The organism is bacterium (assembly GCA_013360215.1).
In the GTDB taxonomy this organism is placed as follows: domain Bacteria; phylum CLD3; class CLD3; order SB21; family SB21; genus JABWCP01.
Genome location: JABWCP010000013.1, coordinates 1 through 18734 on the forward strand (window position 1 = coordinate 1; position 18734 = coordinate 18734).

At 44.0% G+C, this 18734-nt stretch carries 16 protein-coding genes; 7 read left to right on the top strand and 9 right to left on the bottom strand.

Features of this window, described 5'->3' with window-relative positions:
* From HUU58_09545 to HUU58_09555, 3 genes are all read right to left on the bottom strand, one after another.
* On the bottom strand, window positions 1-1330 hold a 1330-nt coding region (locus HUU58_09545), incomplete at its 3' end, for an aminotransferase class V-fold PLP-dependent enzyme (protein NUN45916.1).
* Between the two features lie 48 nt (window positions 1331-1378).
* Entirely contained in the window at window positions 1379-1600 is a 222-nt protein-coding gene (locus tag HUU58_09550) for a zinc ribbon domain-containing protein (protein ID NUN45917.1), read from the bottom strand.
* Between the two features lie 38 nt (window positions 1601-1638).
* The gene (locus HUU58_09555; GenBank protein ID NUN45918.1) at window positions 1639-3372 is read right to left on the bottom strand and encodes a tetratricopeptide repeat protein; all 1734 of its coding nucleotides are present in this window, start codon (window positions 3370-3372) and stop codon (window positions 1639-1641) included.
* A 119-nt stretch (window positions 3373-3491) separates the two neighbouring features.
* On the opposite strand from HUU58_09555, the gene lpdA reads away from it, so the two are divergent.
* The 6 genes from lpdA (at window position 3492) to HUU58_09585 (ending at window position 10013) form a co-directional block, all read left to right on the top strand.
* Window positions 3492-4892, top strand: coding sequence for a dihydrolipoyl dehydrogenase (lpdA, locus tag HUU58_09560; protein ID NUN45919.1), 1401 nt, complete (start codon window positions 3492-3494; stop codon window positions 4890-4892).
* 96 nt (window positions 4893-4988) lie between these two features.
* Window positions 4989-5570: a YihA family ribosome biogenesis GTP-binding protein gene (locus HUU58_09565; protein ID NUN45920.1), complete on the top strand. Its 582-nt coding sequence runs from the start codon at window positions 4989-4991 to the stop codon at window positions 5568-5570.
* Between the two features lie 57 nt (window positions 5571-5627).
* Window positions 5628-7040: a GWxTD domain-containing protein gene (locus HUU58_09570; GenBank protein ID NUN45921.1), complete on the top strand. Its 1413-nt coding sequence runs from the start codon at window positions 5628-5630 to the stop codon at window positions 7038-7040.
* A gap of 38 nt (window positions 7041-7078) precedes the next feature.
* Window positions 7079-8383, top strand: a complete 1305-nt coding sequence (asnS, locus tag HUU58_09575; GenBank protein ID NUN45922.1) for an asparagine--tRNA ligase — start codon at window positions 7079-7081, stop codon at window positions 8381-8383.
* Between the two features lie 20 nt (window positions 8384-8403).
* Entirely contained in the window at window positions 8404-9402 is a 999-nt protein-coding gene (locus tag HUU58_09580) for a PD40 domain-containing protein (GenBank protein NUN45923.1), read from the top strand.
* A 62-nt stretch (window positions 9403-9464) separates the two neighbouring features.
* A complete protein-coding gene (locus HUU58_09585; protein ID NUN45924.1) occupies window positions 9465-10013 on the top strand; it encodes a hypothetical protein in 549 nt (182 codons plus the stop codon).
* 6 nt (window positions 10014-10019) lie between these two features.
* Here the strand turns inward: HUU58_09585 and HUU58_09590 are convergent, their stop codons facing one another.
* The 6 genes from HUU58_09590 to rimO form a co-directional block, all read right to left on the bottom strand.
* A complete protein-coding gene (locus HUU58_09590) occupies window positions 10020-12410 on the bottom strand; it encodes an endonuclease MutS2 (GenBank protein NUN45925.1) in 2391 nt (796 codons plus the stop codon).
* Between the two features lie 3 nt (window positions 12411-12413).
* On the bottom strand, window positions 12414-13646 hold the full coding sequence (locus HUU58_09595) for a molybdopterin molybdotransferase MoeA (protein ID NUN45926.1): 1233 nt from the start codon (window positions 13644-13646) through the stop codon (window positions 12414-12416).
* Window positions 13633-14055 carry a hypothetical protein gene (locus tag HUU58_09600; protein ID NUN45927.1) on the bottom strand — a complete coding sequence of 141 codons (423 nt, stop codon included), beginning with the start codon at window positions 14053-14055 and terminating at the stop codon, window positions 13633-13635. The genes HUU58_09595 and HUU58_09600 overlap by 14 nt, the downstream gene beginning before the upstream one ends.
* Window positions 14052-14939, bottom strand: coding sequence for a GTPase Era (era, locus tag HUU58_09605; protein ID NUN45928.1), 888 nt, complete (start codon window positions 14937-14939; stop codon window positions 14052-14054). Before era ends, HUU58_09600 begins: the two co-directional genes overlap by 4 nt.
* Before the next feature lie 43 nt (window positions 14940-14982).
* Window positions 14983-16323: a GWxTD domain-containing protein gene (locus tag HUU58_09610; GenBank protein NUN45929.1), complete on the bottom strand. Its 1341-nt coding sequence runs from the start codon at window positions 16321-16323 to the stop codon at window positions 14983-14985.
* A gap of 78 nt (window positions 16324-16401) precedes the next feature.
* Window positions 16402-17787, bottom strand: a complete 1386-nt coding sequence (rimO, locus tag HUU58_09615; GenBank protein ID NUN45930.1) for a 30S ribosomal protein S12 methylthiotransferase RimO — start codon at window positions 17785-17787, stop codon at window positions 16402-16404.
* 301 nt (window positions 17788-18088) lie between these two features.
* Here rimO and HUU58_09620 point away from each other — a divergent pair, with 301 nt between their 5' ends.
* On the top strand, window positions 18089-18733 hold the full coding sequence (locus HUU58_09620; protein NUN45931.1) for a TetR/AcrR family transcriptional regulator: 645 nt from the start codon (window positions 18089-18091) through the stop codon (window positions 18731-18733).
* Window position 18734 lies beyond the last annotated feature (1 nt).

The window sequence follows — 18734 nt, forward strand, 5'->3', positions numbered from 1 at the left end:
TGGATAAAATAAAGGGCGCTTTGGGATTGAGTACGGAAAACGCTTCATATATAGAGGTATTCAGTTTGTTTTGTTTTTGGAGTGAAGCGGTTTTGGAGGCCGCGATCGGTTTGTAAAAACTATAGATGTCCAAATCCGGATCGTGCAGCGGACGAAATCCCGATTCCGATTCAATCCGGCGATGCAATTCCTGTGCGGCCAGAAAATTTTCCGTCAAAAGTCGTCCGTAGCCTTCTTCGTGCAAAGGCATCATACGGTGCGTGAGCCAGCAGCCTGCCGCGACGGCACCCGGGCGCGAACCTTCCAGCGTAAACATGCCGATATTGGGTTTGTCTTTGATGTGGTAAGTGTACGGCGCTGTATTGAGTATCGCCGATCGCAAGGCTTCGTTTTTGTAGATCACCGCGCCGCATCCGTATCCCAAAGCACCCTGTTTGTGCGGATCGATCGTGATCGAGTCGGCATCTTTCATGGCCCGCAGACTGAGGTAAACTTCCGGTTTGACGACCAGCGCGACATCCGCATAGGGCTTGATACGACCGGATGCATCTAAAATAATCGAACGCGAATATCCGCCGTAGGCCGCGTCAAGATGCAGGTGAAACCCGTAACGTTTTCGGAGTTGCAAAATACCTTCGATATCATCCACCGCGCCGACACCCGTCGTGCCGATATTGGCGACCACCATCATGGTTTTCTTTTTTTTCAGTACAGACTCAAGCACATCGAGGTCCATGCGAAATTTGGAATCGGTGGGAATTTCCACACCGTCCTGTATGGCAAGGATGGAGCAAATGCGTTTCCATGAATAGTGTGCCATATGTGAAAAAAGTACGGCGCCTGGTTTTTTATGTTTTTGTGTATATACGTCGCGTACCGCCCACATGGCTTCGGTATTGGCAAGCGAACCGCCGCTGCACAGATGGCCCCAACCTTTTTTGAAACCGCAGAGGTTGAGCAAATCCTGTACGCATTCCATTTCAAGTTCGGTCGTGATCGGCCCGCCTTCATAGGCATGGTTATTGGGATTGGTAAGTATGGCGGCAAGATAACCCAGAGTGGAACTGAGCGCCGGATCTTTGAGCATCTGGGCCGCATAACGCGGCGAAAAATACGGTGGCTGGTGACTGAGGCGCTCCAAAAGTACATCCAGATGTTTTTGCAAGGTATTGTCTGAAGGAGTCGCCGAGCGATCAAACACCTCCGGATCGTTCGTAAAAAACGTACGCCGCCACGCGGCATGCCAGTCGAGAATTTTGATCAGCGATTCTTGCAAGGCTTCGGCGTTTTCCGCCTTGGGCCCGAGAAAATTATCGTGCAGTATGGACATGAAAAACCCCTCAAGCACGTGAAAAAAAGAGAACTGTATTAAAACAAACTAATTCATATGACATCCGCAACCCGCGCCGCATCCGCCGCCCATCATGGGCATACTTTCGCCGGAGCTTTTGCAGTCGGCGGCAAAAACGGAAAGTTTGCGGTTGGCTTCATGGGCACGGCATTTGGGACACTCGACTTCCGATGCGTCAAACGTGCTGGAATGGAAAAGTTCAGAAAAATCCGTACCGCATTTTTTGCAGGTAAATTCATAGATCGGCATACACGATATTCCTTAGATGATGTTAACAATGAATAATGTTAGGGTTTGTCGGGCAAAATATCAACGGGGGCATCTTCGGTGATGACTTTATCTAATTTTTCCAGTAACGCAACATGCGGATGCCCATATTCGTGCGCCAGCTCGATGTTGGGTTTCAGATTCCATCCGGGCGAGCGCACACCGGATCGGATCAGCTTTAATATCTCATCATAACAAGCATCGCCATATTGATTGTAGAAATTGGCAAACCGGTAAAACCAAAGTTCGAGATAAATTTGTTTTTCATCATGTGTTGGGAATAGGAACGCTTCATAAATTTTAGTTTCTGCGTTAGGAAATTCACGCTTCCAAATTAACAATTGAGCGAAATTTCCAAAAATGATTGGGTTTATTGTTCCAAGATTTATGGCTTTAGAATAACATATTGCGGCTTCGTTATCATTTTGTCGTATAGTGTGGAGGAATATACCGTAATTTCCATAATTATCAGGGTTTTCGGGATCAAGCTCTATCGCCTTTTTGTAATATTTTTCAGCGGCTTTATAATCTTTTTTTATTCGATTTAGGAAATTAGCGTAATTACCATTGATGTAAAAATGATTTTGGTTTTTGCTTAAAGCTTTTTTATAAAAATTTTCAGCTTTATTGTAATCCTTAAGAAAATCTGTTAAGAAAACTGCATAACAAGCATATAAATCTATGCTATCAGGAAATTCGTTAAGACCTTTTTTGTATATATTGTCTTTTTTATTCAAGTCTTCCTCGGTCTGTACTTCAAGCTCGACGCTCCACCACGTTCGGGGTGATTTTTCGTTTGCAAGCTCTATCGCTCTTGCAGTTTCGGAGGCAGGATTTTCTTTGTTGAGCTTTTCGATTTGTTCGCGGTATTTTTTTACGCGTTGTTCGGCTACATTTAAGATTTCTTGATCCTTTAATGGATATTCCATTTCTTCATTCAGGGCGATCATCATTTCATCAAAACCATCAATGGGAATAAGAAAACCTTTTTGATTGGTTAGCAATTTTTGTATGCGTTCGTTAGGTTTACCATCTGCATTCCTGTAACACCAAAACATACCATTGGAGAGGGTTTCGAGTTTCTCAAGATATTCCATCAGGCTACCGTCATTACCTCCATAGCCGATAAAAACCGGTGTATAGTAGCGGAATATCTGCGTCAGAGCATCAATCCAGCCTTTGGCCAATTGCGACGTTTCATCTGAATTACTTTTGGGGGCGAATAATAAATCACGGTGTATTTTGGCGATCACCGGGCGGTTGCTAGTGATGTTGATAAAACTCGCAAGAGACTCATGCCCGCATACTAGGGGCTTTCGCCGCGTGTAGATAAACAAGGCATCTTCTGTCATGCTGTCAAAGTTGGTTGTAATAACCACGTTGTGAAACGGATCCGTCAAAAGCTGTGCTAATACGGAATAACCGATACTCGGCTCTTTGCCATCCATGATTTGCACAAGCTGTGCAAACCCTTCTTCGGGATTAAGTTTAAAGCGTTTATCGTAGATAGCGGAGTAGTGGATCGCAGGATTTTGTTCATCGATATTTTTTTCGTTTTTCCACTGATCGTATTGCGAGCGATATAGATTTTTTATCCCATCCAACCAAATCTTGGCAAGTTCTCCGCCGGTAGGGATACCGGATTGTTTGGAGGCTCCGGCACCGAGAATAAAACAATACTTCCGCACAGACACCCGATCACGATGAAACTGTTTGATAAATGTCTGGAGTTCTATTTCTTCTGGTTGATCCATAGAGAGTATTTGTATTCAATTCCCTTATTGATTCTTTAAACCGTTTTTTTTAGTTTGCAGGGCTTAAAGAAATTATAAATCAATCTAAAATAAAATGTTATCTCAATCAAGAGGATCGAATGGAGACCAAAAATTTTGATGTAGTGGTATTGGGCGGAGGCCCCGGCGGTTATGTGGCAGCGATCAAAGCGGCACAACTCGGTTTCAAAACAGCGGTTGTCGAACGTGAAAAAATCGGCGGCGTCTGCGTTAATATCGGTTGTATCCCGACGAAAGCATTGCTGAAAAATGCCGAGATGTATGAACACATGAAACATGCCACTGAATGGGGTTATTCCTTTGACAACCTCAAGTATGACTACAAAGCCATCATCAAACGCAGTCGCGATGTGGCTGATGCCAATTCCAAAGGCGGCGATTTTTTGATGAAAAAAAATAAAATCGAAGTCATCAAAGGAACCGGCAAATTTCTTGATAAAAGTACACTCAGTGTGGCCGATGCGACCGGTAAAGAAATTGTTCAGGTCAAAGGTAAACATATCATCATTGCCACCGGTGCCCGCGCACGTATGCTGCCCAATCTGAAAGCCGACGGCAAACGCATTCTGACCAGCACGGAAGCGATGACCAATACCGAACAGCCGAAGTCCATCGTTATCATCGGCGCCGGCGCGATCGGTATTGAGTTTGCCTATTTCTTCAATACCTTCGGCACGAAAGTAACTGTCGTAGAAATGATGCCGACGATTTTGCCCGTTGAAGATGAAGAAGTCTCCAACACGCTGCTCAAAGTGCTCCAGAAAAAAGGCATGGATATTCACACCGATACCAAAGTCGAAAAAGTGGATGTCGGCGCCAATAATGTTACCGTAACCGTTTCCAGTAAAGGTAAAACACAGACGATCACGGCTGATCAATGCCTCGTCGCCATCGGCGTGCAGGGCAATACGGAAAATATAGGCCTTGAAAAAATCGGTGTTACCGTCGAAAAAGGTTGGATCAAAGTGGACGAGTATTACCGCACCAATGTACAGGGTGTTTATGCGATCGGCGATATCATCGGCGCACCGTGGCTCGCTCACGTGGCCTCCCATGAAGGTATCGTCTGCGTCGAAAAAATTGCTGGAAAAGATACCCACCCGATTGATTATTCATCCATTCCCGGATGTACCTATTGCCAGCCGCAAGTCGGCAGCATCGGTCTGACGGAGAAAAAGGCGCGTGAAAAAGGGTATGATATCAAGGTCGGTAAATTTCCTTTTTCCGCCAGCGGCAAAGCCCGTGCGATCGGCGAACGTGACGGTTTCGTAAAAGTGATTTTTGATGCGAAGTACGGCGAATTGCTCGGCGCACATATCTTAGGTTCCGAAGCGACGGAAATGATCGCCGAATACGGCATCGCGAAGTCTTTGGAGTCCACATATAAAGAAATAGGCAATACGATTCACGCCCATCCGACGTTGTCTGAAGCGATGATGGAAGCGGCGCTGGATGCGTACAAAGAAGCCGTTCATATTTGATTTTTTTACAATGAAGCTGAGAGCAACCGGAATGCGTTGATTCCGGTTGTTTTTTTTAGGGCAGATGGGTATACTACCGAAGCCCGACAGGAATGCATGATCATTAAGTCCGTCGAATTCATAGCCAGCGTCTATAAACCGGAACAGGTACCCAAACCGCAGTTGCCGGAAATAGCATTTTTCGGGCGCTCTAATGTGGGCAAATCTACCTTGCTCAATACGTTAACCGGCAAAAAAATGGCGCGCGTGAGTTCCACGCCCGGTAAGACGCAGTGCCTGAATTATTATAAAATAAATGATACGTTTTATCTGATTGATGCGCCGGGTTATGGCTATGCCAAAGTCGAGCGGAAACTTAGAGAAGCCTGGCAACGTAATCTAGGCGCGTGGCTCACGGAAAACGACCGTATCTGTCTGGCAGTACTTATCATTGATGCGCGTATCGAACCGCAGGCGTCGGATCTTCAGATGGCGGAATTCCTCAATTATTATCAAGTCCCGACTTTGATCGCCGCCAATAAAGCCGATAAATTGAAAAACAGTGAGCGAAAACCGATACTCAAATCGCTCAACGAAGCCTACGGCACTTGGGAATGGCCGATTGATTTTACGTCCGGCGAAACCGGAGAAGGCAAAGTAGCTGTTTTGAAAACCATGGATTCGGCATTAACGCATTAAACGAAATTATATTAACCCCGGTCTAAGTCAGACCGGATCATTGTGTAAGGAGTTGGCATGAAACATCGTATTCTCATCGTGTGTTGTGTGATGCTGTGGGCGAGCATGACGCAAGTTAATGCGCAAAAAGGTTCCGGCAATCAGAGTTCGGGGCGGTTGTCGTTTTATGTGGATTATGCGGCATTTAAAATGTTCAATCAAAAAAACGTTACTTACACGCAGTTGTATTTTTATATGTCCCGCAATCAGTTCAATTTTGTGAAAAAAGATACATCGTACTCGGCGGCATATACGGTGAGTTTGGAGTTTACCGATCTCAACGACAGTAAAAATGTTGTTCAAAACACATGGACAACCGTAATGGATGATCGCATTGCGGAAGCCGATACCGGCAAAGAAGTACCTTTGTTGTTTGAATATCCTTTATTGCTGAAGCCGTCAAAATATATTCTCAAAGCTACGATACAGGATAAAAATGATGCGTCGCGGAGCGGAAGCTATACCGAATCCATAGAGGTATATGATTTTGATAGAAGTGAATTGATGATCAGCCAGATTCAGTTTGCGACACAAGCGCTCAAAGGCGGGAACAGCGGTGAAATGTTTGTAAAAAACGGATATACGGTTTATCCCAATCCGACACGTTTTTACGGTTCCAATCTGCCTCGGTTATCTTTTTATTCGGAAGTGTACAATCTGAAACACACGCCGGATGATGCGATGACAAACACGTATACGGCAGAATTTATCGTAACGGACGAAAACGGAAGCATCATCAAAGAGTACCCATCCAGACAGATCAATAAAGCCGGTGAAACATCCTTGCTTATGCATAATGTGAATGTTATTTCGCTGCCAAGCGGTCGTTATGTTTTTATGGTACGCATTACGGACAATGCCAGTAAATCCGTCGCTATAAGCAAAAAATTATTTGTGGTCTATCGCGAAGGTGAATCCATTTATGAAACTCAGGCGGACGATTCATTTTTCAAAGACTTGGACGAAGCCGGAGCCATCCGTGCAGGAAATATCGTTTCGCTCATCGGTCGCGAAGATGAAAAAAAGATTTTTTCACAATTGGAATTTGAAGGTAAAAAGAAGTTTTTAGATCGTTTTTGGAAAGATCGCGACCCTTCACCGGGTACCAAATCCAACGAAAAGCTGATGGATTATTACAAACGGTATGAAGAAGCTAATATGAAGTTTACAACGCCCAATGTGCAGGGATGGAAAACGGATATGGGGCGTGTCATGGTCGTGTATGGTATGCCCGCTCAAATCGAAAAACATGAATTTGAATCGGATATGAAGCCGTATCAAATTTGGTATTTTCTTCAATTAAAAGATCAACCGGCGCAGACTATTTTTGTATTTGCAGATATGGAAGATTCGGGGGTTTTGAGGTTAATACACTCGAATGCACGTGGCGAAATCGCCACAGCCAATTGGCAAACAATGATAAAAAAATAATTTAATTCATTTTTTAATATCTGATGAGAGAATGTGTTATGCGTTCGCGTGTTTATATCGAAGATGTTTTTAAAGGTAAGTTTTCAGATGGTGAAGAAGTCACCATCAAAGGGTGGTTATATAACAAACGCTCCAGCGGCAAGTTGAATTTTTTGCTTGTGCGTGACGGAACCAATACGATACAGGCTACCGTGTATAAGCCTGGCGTTACCCCTGAATCGTGGGAGGCTGCGGATAGCGCTTCACAGGAATCAAGTTTGTCGGTTAAGGGGAAAGTGAAAAAAGATGAGCGCGCGCCCGGCGGATACGAATTGCAAGTGACCGAGGTGGTTTTATTGGGTTATGCCAAGGATTACCCGATAAGCCCCAAAGAGCACGGAATTGATTTTCTGATGGATCACCGGCATTTGTGGTTGCGTTCTAAACAGCAGCATGCCGTCCTTCGCATTCGCCATACGATTATCAAAGCCATTCGCGATTTTTTTGATGGTCGTGGTTTTACACTAGTAGATACGCCGATTTTCACTCCGGCGGCATGTGAAGGCACTTCGACTTTGTTTGAAACGGATTACTTCGATACCAAAGCATATTTGACGCAGAGCGGTCAGCTTTATGCAGAGGCCGGCGCTATGGCATTCGGAAAGGTGTATTGCTTCGGACCGACATTTCGTGCAGAAAAGTCCAAAACACGCCGACACTTAACCGAATTTTGGATGGTGGAACCGGAAGTCGCGTTTAATGATCTGTATGACAACATGGAATTGGCGGAGGATTTCCTAGAGTATATCGTACAAACTGTATTAAAAGATCGTATGGAGGAATTAAAAACTCTCGAACGCGATATCACGAAATTGGAATGTGTAAAGGCGCCGTTTCCGCGTGTGCATTATGACGAGGCTGTAAAAATACTGAAAGAAGCGAACCAACCATTTGAATACGGTAATGATTTTGGTGCGCCGGACGAAGCGATCATTTCAGCAAAATATGATCGTCCCGTGATCGTGCATCATTATCCGTCGGCCGTAAAAGCATTTTACATGAAACGCGATCCCAATGAACCGGATAAAGCCTTAGCTATGGATATTCTGGCGCCAGAAGGATACGGCGAAATCGTCGGTGGCAGTCAACGTGAAGATGATTATGAAGCGCTATTGTCACGCATTCAGGAACATAAGCTGCCGGTCGAAGCTTTTGATTGGTATTTGGATCTTCGGAAATATGGAACGGTTCCCCATGCTGGTTTTGGGCTTGGAGTTGAGCGCACGGTAACATGGATTTGCGGCATCCAGCATCTGCGTGAAACGATACCATTCCCACGCATGATTCATCGTTTGAAACCATAAAAAAGTCAAAAGGAATACATATGAAAAAATCTATCGTTTCGGTCTTATTGGCGGGACTGTTGGTGCTTAATGGATGTGATAAGAAAGATGATTATTTTGCACGTTTTGCGGACTTGACAAAAGTTCATCCTGATCTTCTTTTCGTTTCGGAGTCTCCCGGTTCGCAGCATATTTATGCTGTTCATGATACGGCCAGAGGAGATGTATTGGATGTGAGTTATAACGATTTTGAACTTGATCCTACTTGGGAAAAATCAGGGCGGGTTTTTGCATATACCAATATTCACCTTTTTAATAGCTCAACAGGTCAACCAGCGCACTCTAATATTTATATACGGCATATGGATAGTTCATCCATAACACCGATCACCTATAGTAAATATTATCAGGACACGAATCGCGTAATCAAAGGGTTGACTTTAAATTTACGCCCTGACTGGTCTCTCAATACGTCGGAGGTTGTTTTTTTATCAAATCGTGATTCCTTATTTAATATTTATAAAACGACGATTTCAGATACGTTATACGGCGATACGTTACCTACGAAATTGACAGAAATAGATGATAAAATAAATATTTTTTGTCACCCCTCATGGTCACCCGACGGATCTAAAATAGTCTATACATCGTCCAAAACGGGGAATGAAGAAATCTGGATCATGAATGCAGATGGTACAGGAAAAACACAGTTAACGGATTTAAATGCTTCCATCGCGGCTCGTCCGCGTTTTTCACCGTCCGGAGATAAAATTGCATTTTACAGTTCGTATTTAAAAGACGGCAACGACAGTCTGAATATTTTCACAATGAATCCGAATGGTACGGGTATACAAAAAGTTACCCAATCAGGGAACAATATTGATCCGGCATGGACTCCGGACGGTAACCGGATTGTGTATTCAAAACGTACATCAACTCGCGGTTATATTTATCTTATTAACCGGGATGGCACGGAGGAGAAAAAAATGATTTCCAAAGACAGCCGAGCTTATTATCCGATTTGGAGACCGGCCCATTAATCAATATTATAAGTGATTAAGAAAAACCTTCAGATAATTCTGAAGGTTTTTTCGTGTTAACTATGACGACAACAAAACCTTCACTCAAACGCCAGATGGTCGGTATTCTTGACCAGTTTCTTCGTGGTGTTATTTCAGCGCGTGAACTGCGTTCGGCGGCCTTACCTCTTTTACAAATATCGGCGCACAAACGCGGTCGAAAAAATTATATCGAACGGTATCTCGTGGATATTTCCGGTAAAAAAGATTCGGAGTTAACGCGGGATTACATATATGAATTGCGTGATATGATCATTGGCGATGCCGTCACTTCAGAAAAAGATCGCGGAAGAGTTTTTAAACGTACATTAAGAAAACTGATCGAACGCTATTTTTATGAAGAAATCGAGGAGGCCTATTATTTGTCGCTTCTATACGATTTGATGTTCGAGTTTGACTCGGAGGTTGAACGCGAACCGGTGGTGAAAAACTTTTTCGCACAAATTCAATCCGCTACACCGATACATGATGACCAAATGACGGTAGTTGAAATCGCCGAAACGCAAGATGTGATCTATGATAAGACGATGGATTTTTATGAAGAATATTTCAAAAGCTTATGGGATGACTAAGGCGAATCAATCGTTTTTCAAAACGACCACGGTGACACCCGTATCCCCTTCGCCGTACTGCCCCAACCGATAGGAATCAATTCGGCGGTCTCGTTTTAAAAATTCATTAATACGATTTCTCAGTATGCCGGAGCCTTTGCCGTGGAGTAATGTCACTTCTCTGAACCCTAGTATTCCCGCATCGGTAAGATATTTATCTACTTCATACAGCGCTTCTTCGGCAGTCAAACCTCGTAAATCAAGTTCTTGCCCGATATCATCAGTATCCCATTGGATGGTCTGACGTGCGGGAGAAGAGTTTTTCTCACCGGCGTTTTGAGCAGGGGAAAGTTGGCGAGGGTCTATTTTAAGACGGATGGCTCCAACCGCGATAAGCGCCTGACCGCCGTTTCCGGGAGATTCGATGACCGTTCCTTCGATATCCATGTGCCGTATATAAACACGGTCGCCTTTTTTGACATGAAGCGGTTCAGATACGAATTCAGTTAAATTTTTTTCATCAGCTAAGGCTTGATCCGTGGCGAGCCGTTCGTTTTGTATGGAGGCTTTGGCAGATTTGATGGCTTCTTTGGAGGCCTCGGCTTTTTTGATTTCCAAAATCGCTGCTTCGATTTTTTTATTGGCTTCAGCCAGTACGCGTTGCTTCTCTTCTAAAATGGTCTGTTTAAGTGTGCGCTCCTTCTGCTTTAGTTCTTTGGACCGATCATTGTAAAACTTAACCATGCCTTCAAGCCCGGTTTTCTCGCGATTGATATCGGCCAGGTCGGTTTCATATTTTTTGACGCGGGATTGAAGATCATGTATCAGTGTTTCGAGTCGTAAGGCCTCGGTGCCGGATAAGCTTTTAGCGCGTTCGATGATATCAGGATGTAAACCGATACGCCTGGAAATTTCCATCGCATAGCTGCTGCCGGGAATACCCGGTCTGAAAACGTAGGTCGGTTCTAACGTAGCTTGATCAAATTCCATGGAGCCGTTTTCAACACCCGGCGTATTATGAGCAAACGCTTTCAATTCGCCGTGATGCGTCGTTACGATCGACACGGCGCGGTGAGTGTTAAAATATTCAAGCAACGCAATAGCAAGAGAAGCGCCTTCTTTGGGATCGGTCCCACTTCCCATTTCGTCAATAAGAATCAGTGTTTGATCATCCAGTTGGGAAGCCATTTCGGACAAATGCTGCATATGCGAGGAGAAAGTGGAGAGATCGTTTTCGATGGACTGATCGTCGCCGATGTCGGCAAAAAGTCTGGTAAAAAGACTCAGTTCGCTGTCAAATCCGCACGGAATCAACAAACCGCATTGCGTCATCAATACGAAAAGTCCGACGGTCTTGAGGGCAACGGTTTTTCCACCGGCATTGGGACCGGAAATAATGAGTGTACGAAAATTTTTTCCGATCTCTATATCCAGCGGTATCACGGGACGCCTTTGATCCGGCATCTTCTGATTTTCTTTATGCAGCAGCAGCGGGTGAAATCCTTTTTTAATTCGAATGTATCCGCTGGTATTGAGTTTGGGTTTGATGCCTTGAAGCGCATTACAAAACCGTGCTTTGGCGTACAAAAATTCGATCATGGTTGCAATGTCGATGTTTTCATTCAGCGCGTGACGGTCTGTGCGAATCGCATCGGCGATATCGATCAAAATGCGTTCGACTTCTCTTTGTTCGTCGATGAGTAAACGGCGCATTTCATTGTTGAGTTCGAGCCCCTCGGCCGGTTCAATGAAAACTGTTTGACCGCTGGACGACGTATCATGCACAAAACCGCGAACGGTATTCTTATATTCATCCTTAACAGGTATGACCATGCGCCCGTCGCGCATAGTTACGATAGCCTCCTGTGAATATCCGGCATCGGCAAATTGCCTGGCAAGAGATTCTAGTTTTTTTCGAAGACTGTGCGATTTGTTGTCAATATCGCGACGCAATTGGCGCAGCTTCGGACTGGCGTGATCTTTGATGTTGCCGTGATCGTCGATCGCATGATGAATGGCATCTTCGATAGTTCGCAGATCGTGCAACGTATCCGTGTTGCGCGAAAGCAAAGGGTATTTTTCATGGCGATGGCGTACATAATTTTTTATTTTGCGTGTCGTTTCGACAAATCGTGCTACAAGCAATAAATCGGATGAAGGTAAAAAAGTTCCGTGCGAATGGATGCGATCTAAAAGTTGACGTATATCGGTCAAGGTATCAATCGGAAATGTATCATCATAACGCAATAGGTCAGCCATTTCGACCAACATATCCAAACGTTTTTCGATCAAATCCGCATCCGTCATGGGTTTCATAGCCTGGACACAGGCGTCCGCCATAGGTGTGAGCACACATTGGCGAATCAATTCTTTGAGTTTATCAAACTCGAGCGGCTGTATATCAAAATGTGTCGTCATCACTCAAAGTATGGAAACGATTAATTGATGGAGGTGATCGCGATCCAACATGACGGCATCCACGGTGTCGTTTTTGTCTTTATCTCCGTCGTTTTCCGGTATATCGAGGAGCGCTTGTGCATAAGCCATATGCGAGAGAACGCCGGAACTTTGTTCGCCGGATAATGAAGCCTTGATCTGACCATCATCAATATAAAGGCGCGCTCTCAAAAAATGCCGAAGCCCGGGTTTTTTGGAAACAGGGTGATCCAAACGGACCGGAATGCGCAAAATCGGCGACGGTTGACTTGCCATGCGGGCTATTGCTGGTGTCACATACAGTTCGAAGCATACAAGCGAACTCACCGGGTTTCCCGGTAATCCGAAAAACAATTTCCCCCCTTTTGATCCGAAAACCATAGGTTTTCCCGGTTTTTGCCGGATTTTCCAAAAATGGATTTTTATGCCCGCTTTTTCAACTGCTTGGCGCACATAATCTTTTTCGCCCATGGATACGCCGCCCGTTGTGATGATGACGTCTGCTTTTAATGCTTTTTGTATTTGAGCTGCGATGGCTTTGGGTGTATCGCGCGCAATTCCCAGATTGATTACGGGGTAACCGGCTTTTTGTAATAAAGCGGTCAAGGCAAAATGTGTGCTGGCGCGTATCTTGCCGGGTTTTAGTTTTTCTTCAACGGATAACAATTCGTCACCGGTCGCAAGCAATGCGATGGTCGGTTTGGTTTGAATACGAATTTTTGATTTTCCGATAGACGCTAAAACACCAAGATCATAAGGTCGTATGATGTGATCGCGTGAAAAAACGATCTGGTTTTTCTGAATATCGGATCCGGCTTTACGGATGTGGTCACCTTCGTGGGCCGGTTTTTCTATATGAACCCATTGGCCGTCGCGACGCGTATGCTCTACCATGACGATAGCTGTCGTTCCTCGCGGAACAGGCGCACCGGTCATGATTTGAATAGCTGTTCCGGGGGTCAATTTTTTTGTTGATACATTGCCGGCATGAACTGTGTCCAAAACCTTTAGCATACACGGTTGTTTGGTTTTGCTTGTATCGGAAGCAATTACAGCGTAACCGTCAACACCACTATTATCCCAAGGTGGTATCATTTCGCGGGACACGATATTTTCTGCGAGGGCATAACCGCAGGCATCCGTAAAAGGTGCCGTTCTGATCGCAAGCGGTTTAACTTTGGATAATATGGTGTCCAGCGCTTCATCAACGGATATCATAGTCACTCCGGATAAATTGATAATTACTGATTTTCCCGCCGCTATCGTTTTTCAGTGTTATCCGAAACAAACTTTCCTGAAAACCGCCCGTAGCATCCCGATCAAGAAGTACTAAATCATAAATCATAGTACCGGTAGAGTCCGGTATTGAATCTTTAACATAAAACTCCGATATCGAAATGTCAGGCTCTTTCCATATATCGGGAAGCTGTCGTTCAAAAGAGGACGCATTAAGTATTTTAGAGCGAGCGGCATCGGTACAATGAACAAGGGCGGCGTCCCATTTTCGATGAAAATAGGAGTGCGTAAATTGGCGGACTCGACGGGACGGTGAATCTTCGGTAGGTGGGGTACAGGCCTTAATCAGCGAAAAAACTGCGATTAAAATAATTCCACAAAATCGTATCACCGGTATCCCAAACTCCGGAGCATAGCATCGTTACTGCGCCATTCTTCTTTTACTTTCACCCACAATTCTAAAAAAACCTGACGATCAAGAAAGGTTTCAATATCTTTGCGTGCCGTTTCACCGATACGTTTGAGCGCTTCGCCTTTTTTTCCAATTAAAATTGCTTTTTGTGAATCACGCTCGACTATGATTATGGCTCGAATAAGATCTTTGCCGCGTTCTCTTTCTTTAAATTCTTCGATGACCACTTCCGTCGAATAAGGAACCTCTTGTGTGTAATGGAGAAAAATTTTTTCACGAATTATCTCCGCTACAAAAAAGCGTTCGGGTTGTTCGGTCAACGCATCAGGCGGATAAAATGGCGGGTTCAACGGCAGGTATTTGAAAAGCACTTGTTTCATTTGTTCCACACCGTCATTTTCGAGCGCCGATATAGGGATGACCTCTTTGAAAAATCCGGTCTTGATATACGCATCCATCATCGGAAGTAATTCCGGTTTGGCCATACGATCCACTTTGTTGATCGCCAAAATTTTGGGAATATCGGAATGTAGAAGTTTGGTTTTAAACAGTTCTTGTACAAAATCGGATTCGGCTTTTGAAGTTCCGTCGATCATGATAAGCAGCACATCGGCTGCTTCCATGGATTGGTCCGCTATTTTCATCATGGCCGTTTGTAGAGCGTATTGCGGTGCAATGAGCCCGGGGGTGTCCAAAAAAATGGCCTGTGTATCGGGTTCGTTGAGTATGCCAAGAACACGCTGGCGAGTCGTTTGAGGTTTGGGCGTGACAATGCTTAGTTTGACATGCAAAAGCTGATTCATCAGCGTGGACTTGCCGACATTGGGGCGACCGATAATCGCCACATATCCGCAGCGCATCATAGCGGATGGTTGCTCGCCTAGGTTGTTCGTTTCATTCATGATATCAACGCCTCAGGTAGAGATAACTTTCAAATTCTTGACGATTCATCAATTCATAGTCTCCGATCTGGTTGATATCCACAAATAACAATTTAAGGTTGGCCTGATAATAATACCAAATTTCGTAAGGTTTGTCGTTGTTATCAAAAGGGTGTCGCTCTATATCATCCGGAGCTTCCAAAATAATAAAAACCATGCCCCGATCCGTATCCCAACCCTCACGGTATCCTGATGTAAAATATCGGTTGGCATAATCGACACGACGAAAATATTCTTCCATGATTTCGTTACGCTCAGTGCCGGGTGTAGGGTCTTTTGCCCGCCAGAAATTTTCAAAAAAATCGGCTTTTTCTTTCTGCGTTCCTTTGAGAATTTTATCGGTACTCAAGTTTCTCCCGACATGACGCATTTGTTTGATGGCGACATCCAAATCAAAGGCTGTTGCCGATAACGACGGCGCGGTAAACGTTGATAGCCGCACGTCAAATATCGCTTTGGAGGTTGCGCGAACACCGTTTTTGCCGTATACCATCACGTCTAAAACATATTTGCCGAAGCTCACTTTATTTTTATCAATCTCGATCGAACTGAATGTCTGAAATTGATTGACCTCACGGACGGTGGAATCTTCCGTTACAATTTTTTGGTTTTTATCGAAGACACGATAGCGAATGCGAACCGGTTCATTTTCCTCCGGGAGATTTCCGGTGGAGTCGCGGTTTTTCCAGGCATATTTGGAATTGTAGATTTCAAAATACACGGCATATTTTTTAAATTCATTATCAAAGCTTTTGAATACATTTGGGAGAATATGTATGATATCGTCCACACTGTCTTTTTGAATTTTATCGGCAAAAAGCAGATCACTTATGCCGATTGATTTTTCTCGAAAAGTGCGCACTGGGAGGCTTAGTTTACGCTGACCGAATTTTTGTGTTTCTTTATCCGTGATAACAACGGTAAGAATGTATTCACCCGGATCGATATTGAGCGTCAGGCGGCTAAAATGGAATCGCAGATCGGAAAGTGTTTCTTCATAATGTTCGGTAACGATCTCTTTATCTTGTATCTCGCGAAGCACTACGTTGCCTTTTTTGTCGGCTAACGTATAATTGACTTCATACTGCGAACGGAAGAGTACCTGATTGTACCGTGCAAATAACAATTCGCTATAAGCGATTTTGATAAAAATTTCCACTCGTCCTTTGGTGGTGTCTTTGGCTGCTACATTGGCTGCATCCAAAAAGAAAAAAGGGCCGCCACCGGTTTTGCCCATGTTCGCTTGTCCCCGCAGCGCACAGCTACCTAAAAAGGTGAGCACGATAAGGCTTAAAATTCGTTTCAAATTGACCACTCCTTGAGCTTAGATGAGGTTATGATATATGTCCCACAATACATATCGTTTAAAAGTTAACGCTAATCTCTATAACGCTTCAGCATACAAGTCGTATTCCGTCGCGTCGGTGATTTTTACATCAACGAATTGTCCCGGTTTTAATTTCCGGGATGAAGTAATAATTACTTCATTGTCTATTTCCGGAGCGTCCGACATAGTCCGACCAATATAGTGCTCGTTGTTCTGGGTATCAATCATCACACGAAATGTTTTATCAATTTTTTCCATGTTATGGGCGTGAGAAATTTCACGCTGTATTTCCATCAAACGATTAAAACGTTCTTTTTTTACGGGTTCTTCGACTTGAGGTTCCAAATCATACGCGTAGGTGCCTTCCTCTTGCGAATAAATAAATACACCAAGCCGATCGAACTGAAATTCGCGAACGAAATCACACAATTCTTCAAAGTCCGCTTCGGTTTCTCCGGGATAACCGACGATCATAGATGTGCGTAGGGCGACATCGGGCATGCGTGCTTTGATTTTATAAAGCAGGTCGGTGGTTTGTTTTTTTCCGGTATTACGACGCATTGTTTTCAGTATGCGATCGGAAATATGCTGAACGGGCATGTCAATATATTTACAGATTTTGGGATGCGTTGCGATGGTTTCGATCAAGGCATCGGAAAATAAGGATGGATACAAATACATAACGCGTATCCATTCGATGCCGCGCACTTCACCCAAAGCATGCAATAGTTCGATCAGGTGTTTGTTCTGTCGGAGATTAGGGGCACTGCGATCAAAATCATATCCGTAAGATGAGGTGTCTTGGGAAACGCAGATCAGTTCTTTAACGCCGAGCGAGGCTAATTTTTCGGCTTCAGCGACATTGTCAGTGATGGATTTGCTGTCGAGATTACCGCGAATCAGTGGGATATAACAAAACCCGCAACGCTGGTTACAACCTTCGGATATTTTGAGGTAGGCGTAGTGGCGCTGGTTGAGAAGAATGCGTTCGGTAAACAAAACTTGCTGATAATGCCCTTCAATGCGCTCGGTGATTTTGTCAAACTGGTGTACGCCGAAAAAAGCATCAACTTCCGGCATTTCGGCGGCTAATTCTTTCGGATAGCGCTCTGATAAACACCCGGCAACAATGATTTCTTTGGTAATTCCTTTTTTGGCGGCACGTTTTTTGAGTTCGATCGCTTCGAGTATAGTTTGAATAGATTCTTGTTTGGCGCTTTCGATGAAACCGCAGGTATTGATTACGATCGTATCGGCGTCCTCGGCTTTATCTACGATACGCGTATGCTTCAGGTTGCCCAAAATGACTTCGGAGTCCACTTGATTTTTGGGGCATCCAAGTGAAACGATATTCACTTTTTTTTGTTTATTGGAACGTGGTGCGCGTTGCCTTGAAGCTTCGCCGAGTACCGGCAAAGTTATACGTTTTGATGTGGTTGACATGGGTTCCTTTCCGTCGGCCAACATAACCAAAACACCTCTGAAAGTCAACGAAGATGGGTTAAAGGAAAAACAAGAATCTCTTAGCTCCATCAGTCCCAAAAAATCATTCAATCGATCAAGTATCAACGCATTTATGTTTGGTTCCGTTTTAATTAAATCTTGAAATTCTTTACACGAAAATGGTTGAAATAAATAACTAAAAAGAGTGCTTTAGGCTCGTTTCAAAAAAATTACCTTGACAATGGATCGTTCTCGTATTATTTTAACAGTGTTTAGTAAACGATGTTTAATTAATATTAAAATGGCAAGACCAAAAGAAAGCGAAAGACAAGATATTAAAGCATTGGTGCTTAGGCATTCCAAAGCATTATTTCTGAAGCAAGGTTTTGCGAATGTTACTATGCGTGATATTGCGCGAGAAATTGGATACAGCCCGGCGGCTATTTATCTTTATTTCGACAACAAAGATCAAATTTATTACGAACTCTTCAACGAAGGTTTCCAAATTTTATATAAACGTCAACTGGAAACCGCCCAACAAAGTTTCAATGATCCGATCGATGAATTGTACAGCATGGGCCAAGCGTACATACGTTTTGCGATGGATTTTCCCGAATATTACGATCTCATGTTTGTGATGCGGGAGCCGCGCAAATTTTTGGAACATTGTCTGAACGAAAACACCGGTGAACCGATAGGAACCGACTTTAGTGAAATGTCTTACAATCTGCTTCGTGCGACGATTAAAAAGTGTATTGATCAAGGCTATTTTAAAGGTTTTGATGTAGAGATCGCTTCGTTTACGACATGGGCCGCCGTACACGGTATGGCCACTTTGATTCTGCGTGGAATGCTCGTAGCTCCCGAAGAAATGAAGCCGATTATTTTTAATGGAGCGCATGAATGTTTGCAAGCTCTCATTAAAACAAGTAAACAAACAAAATAAA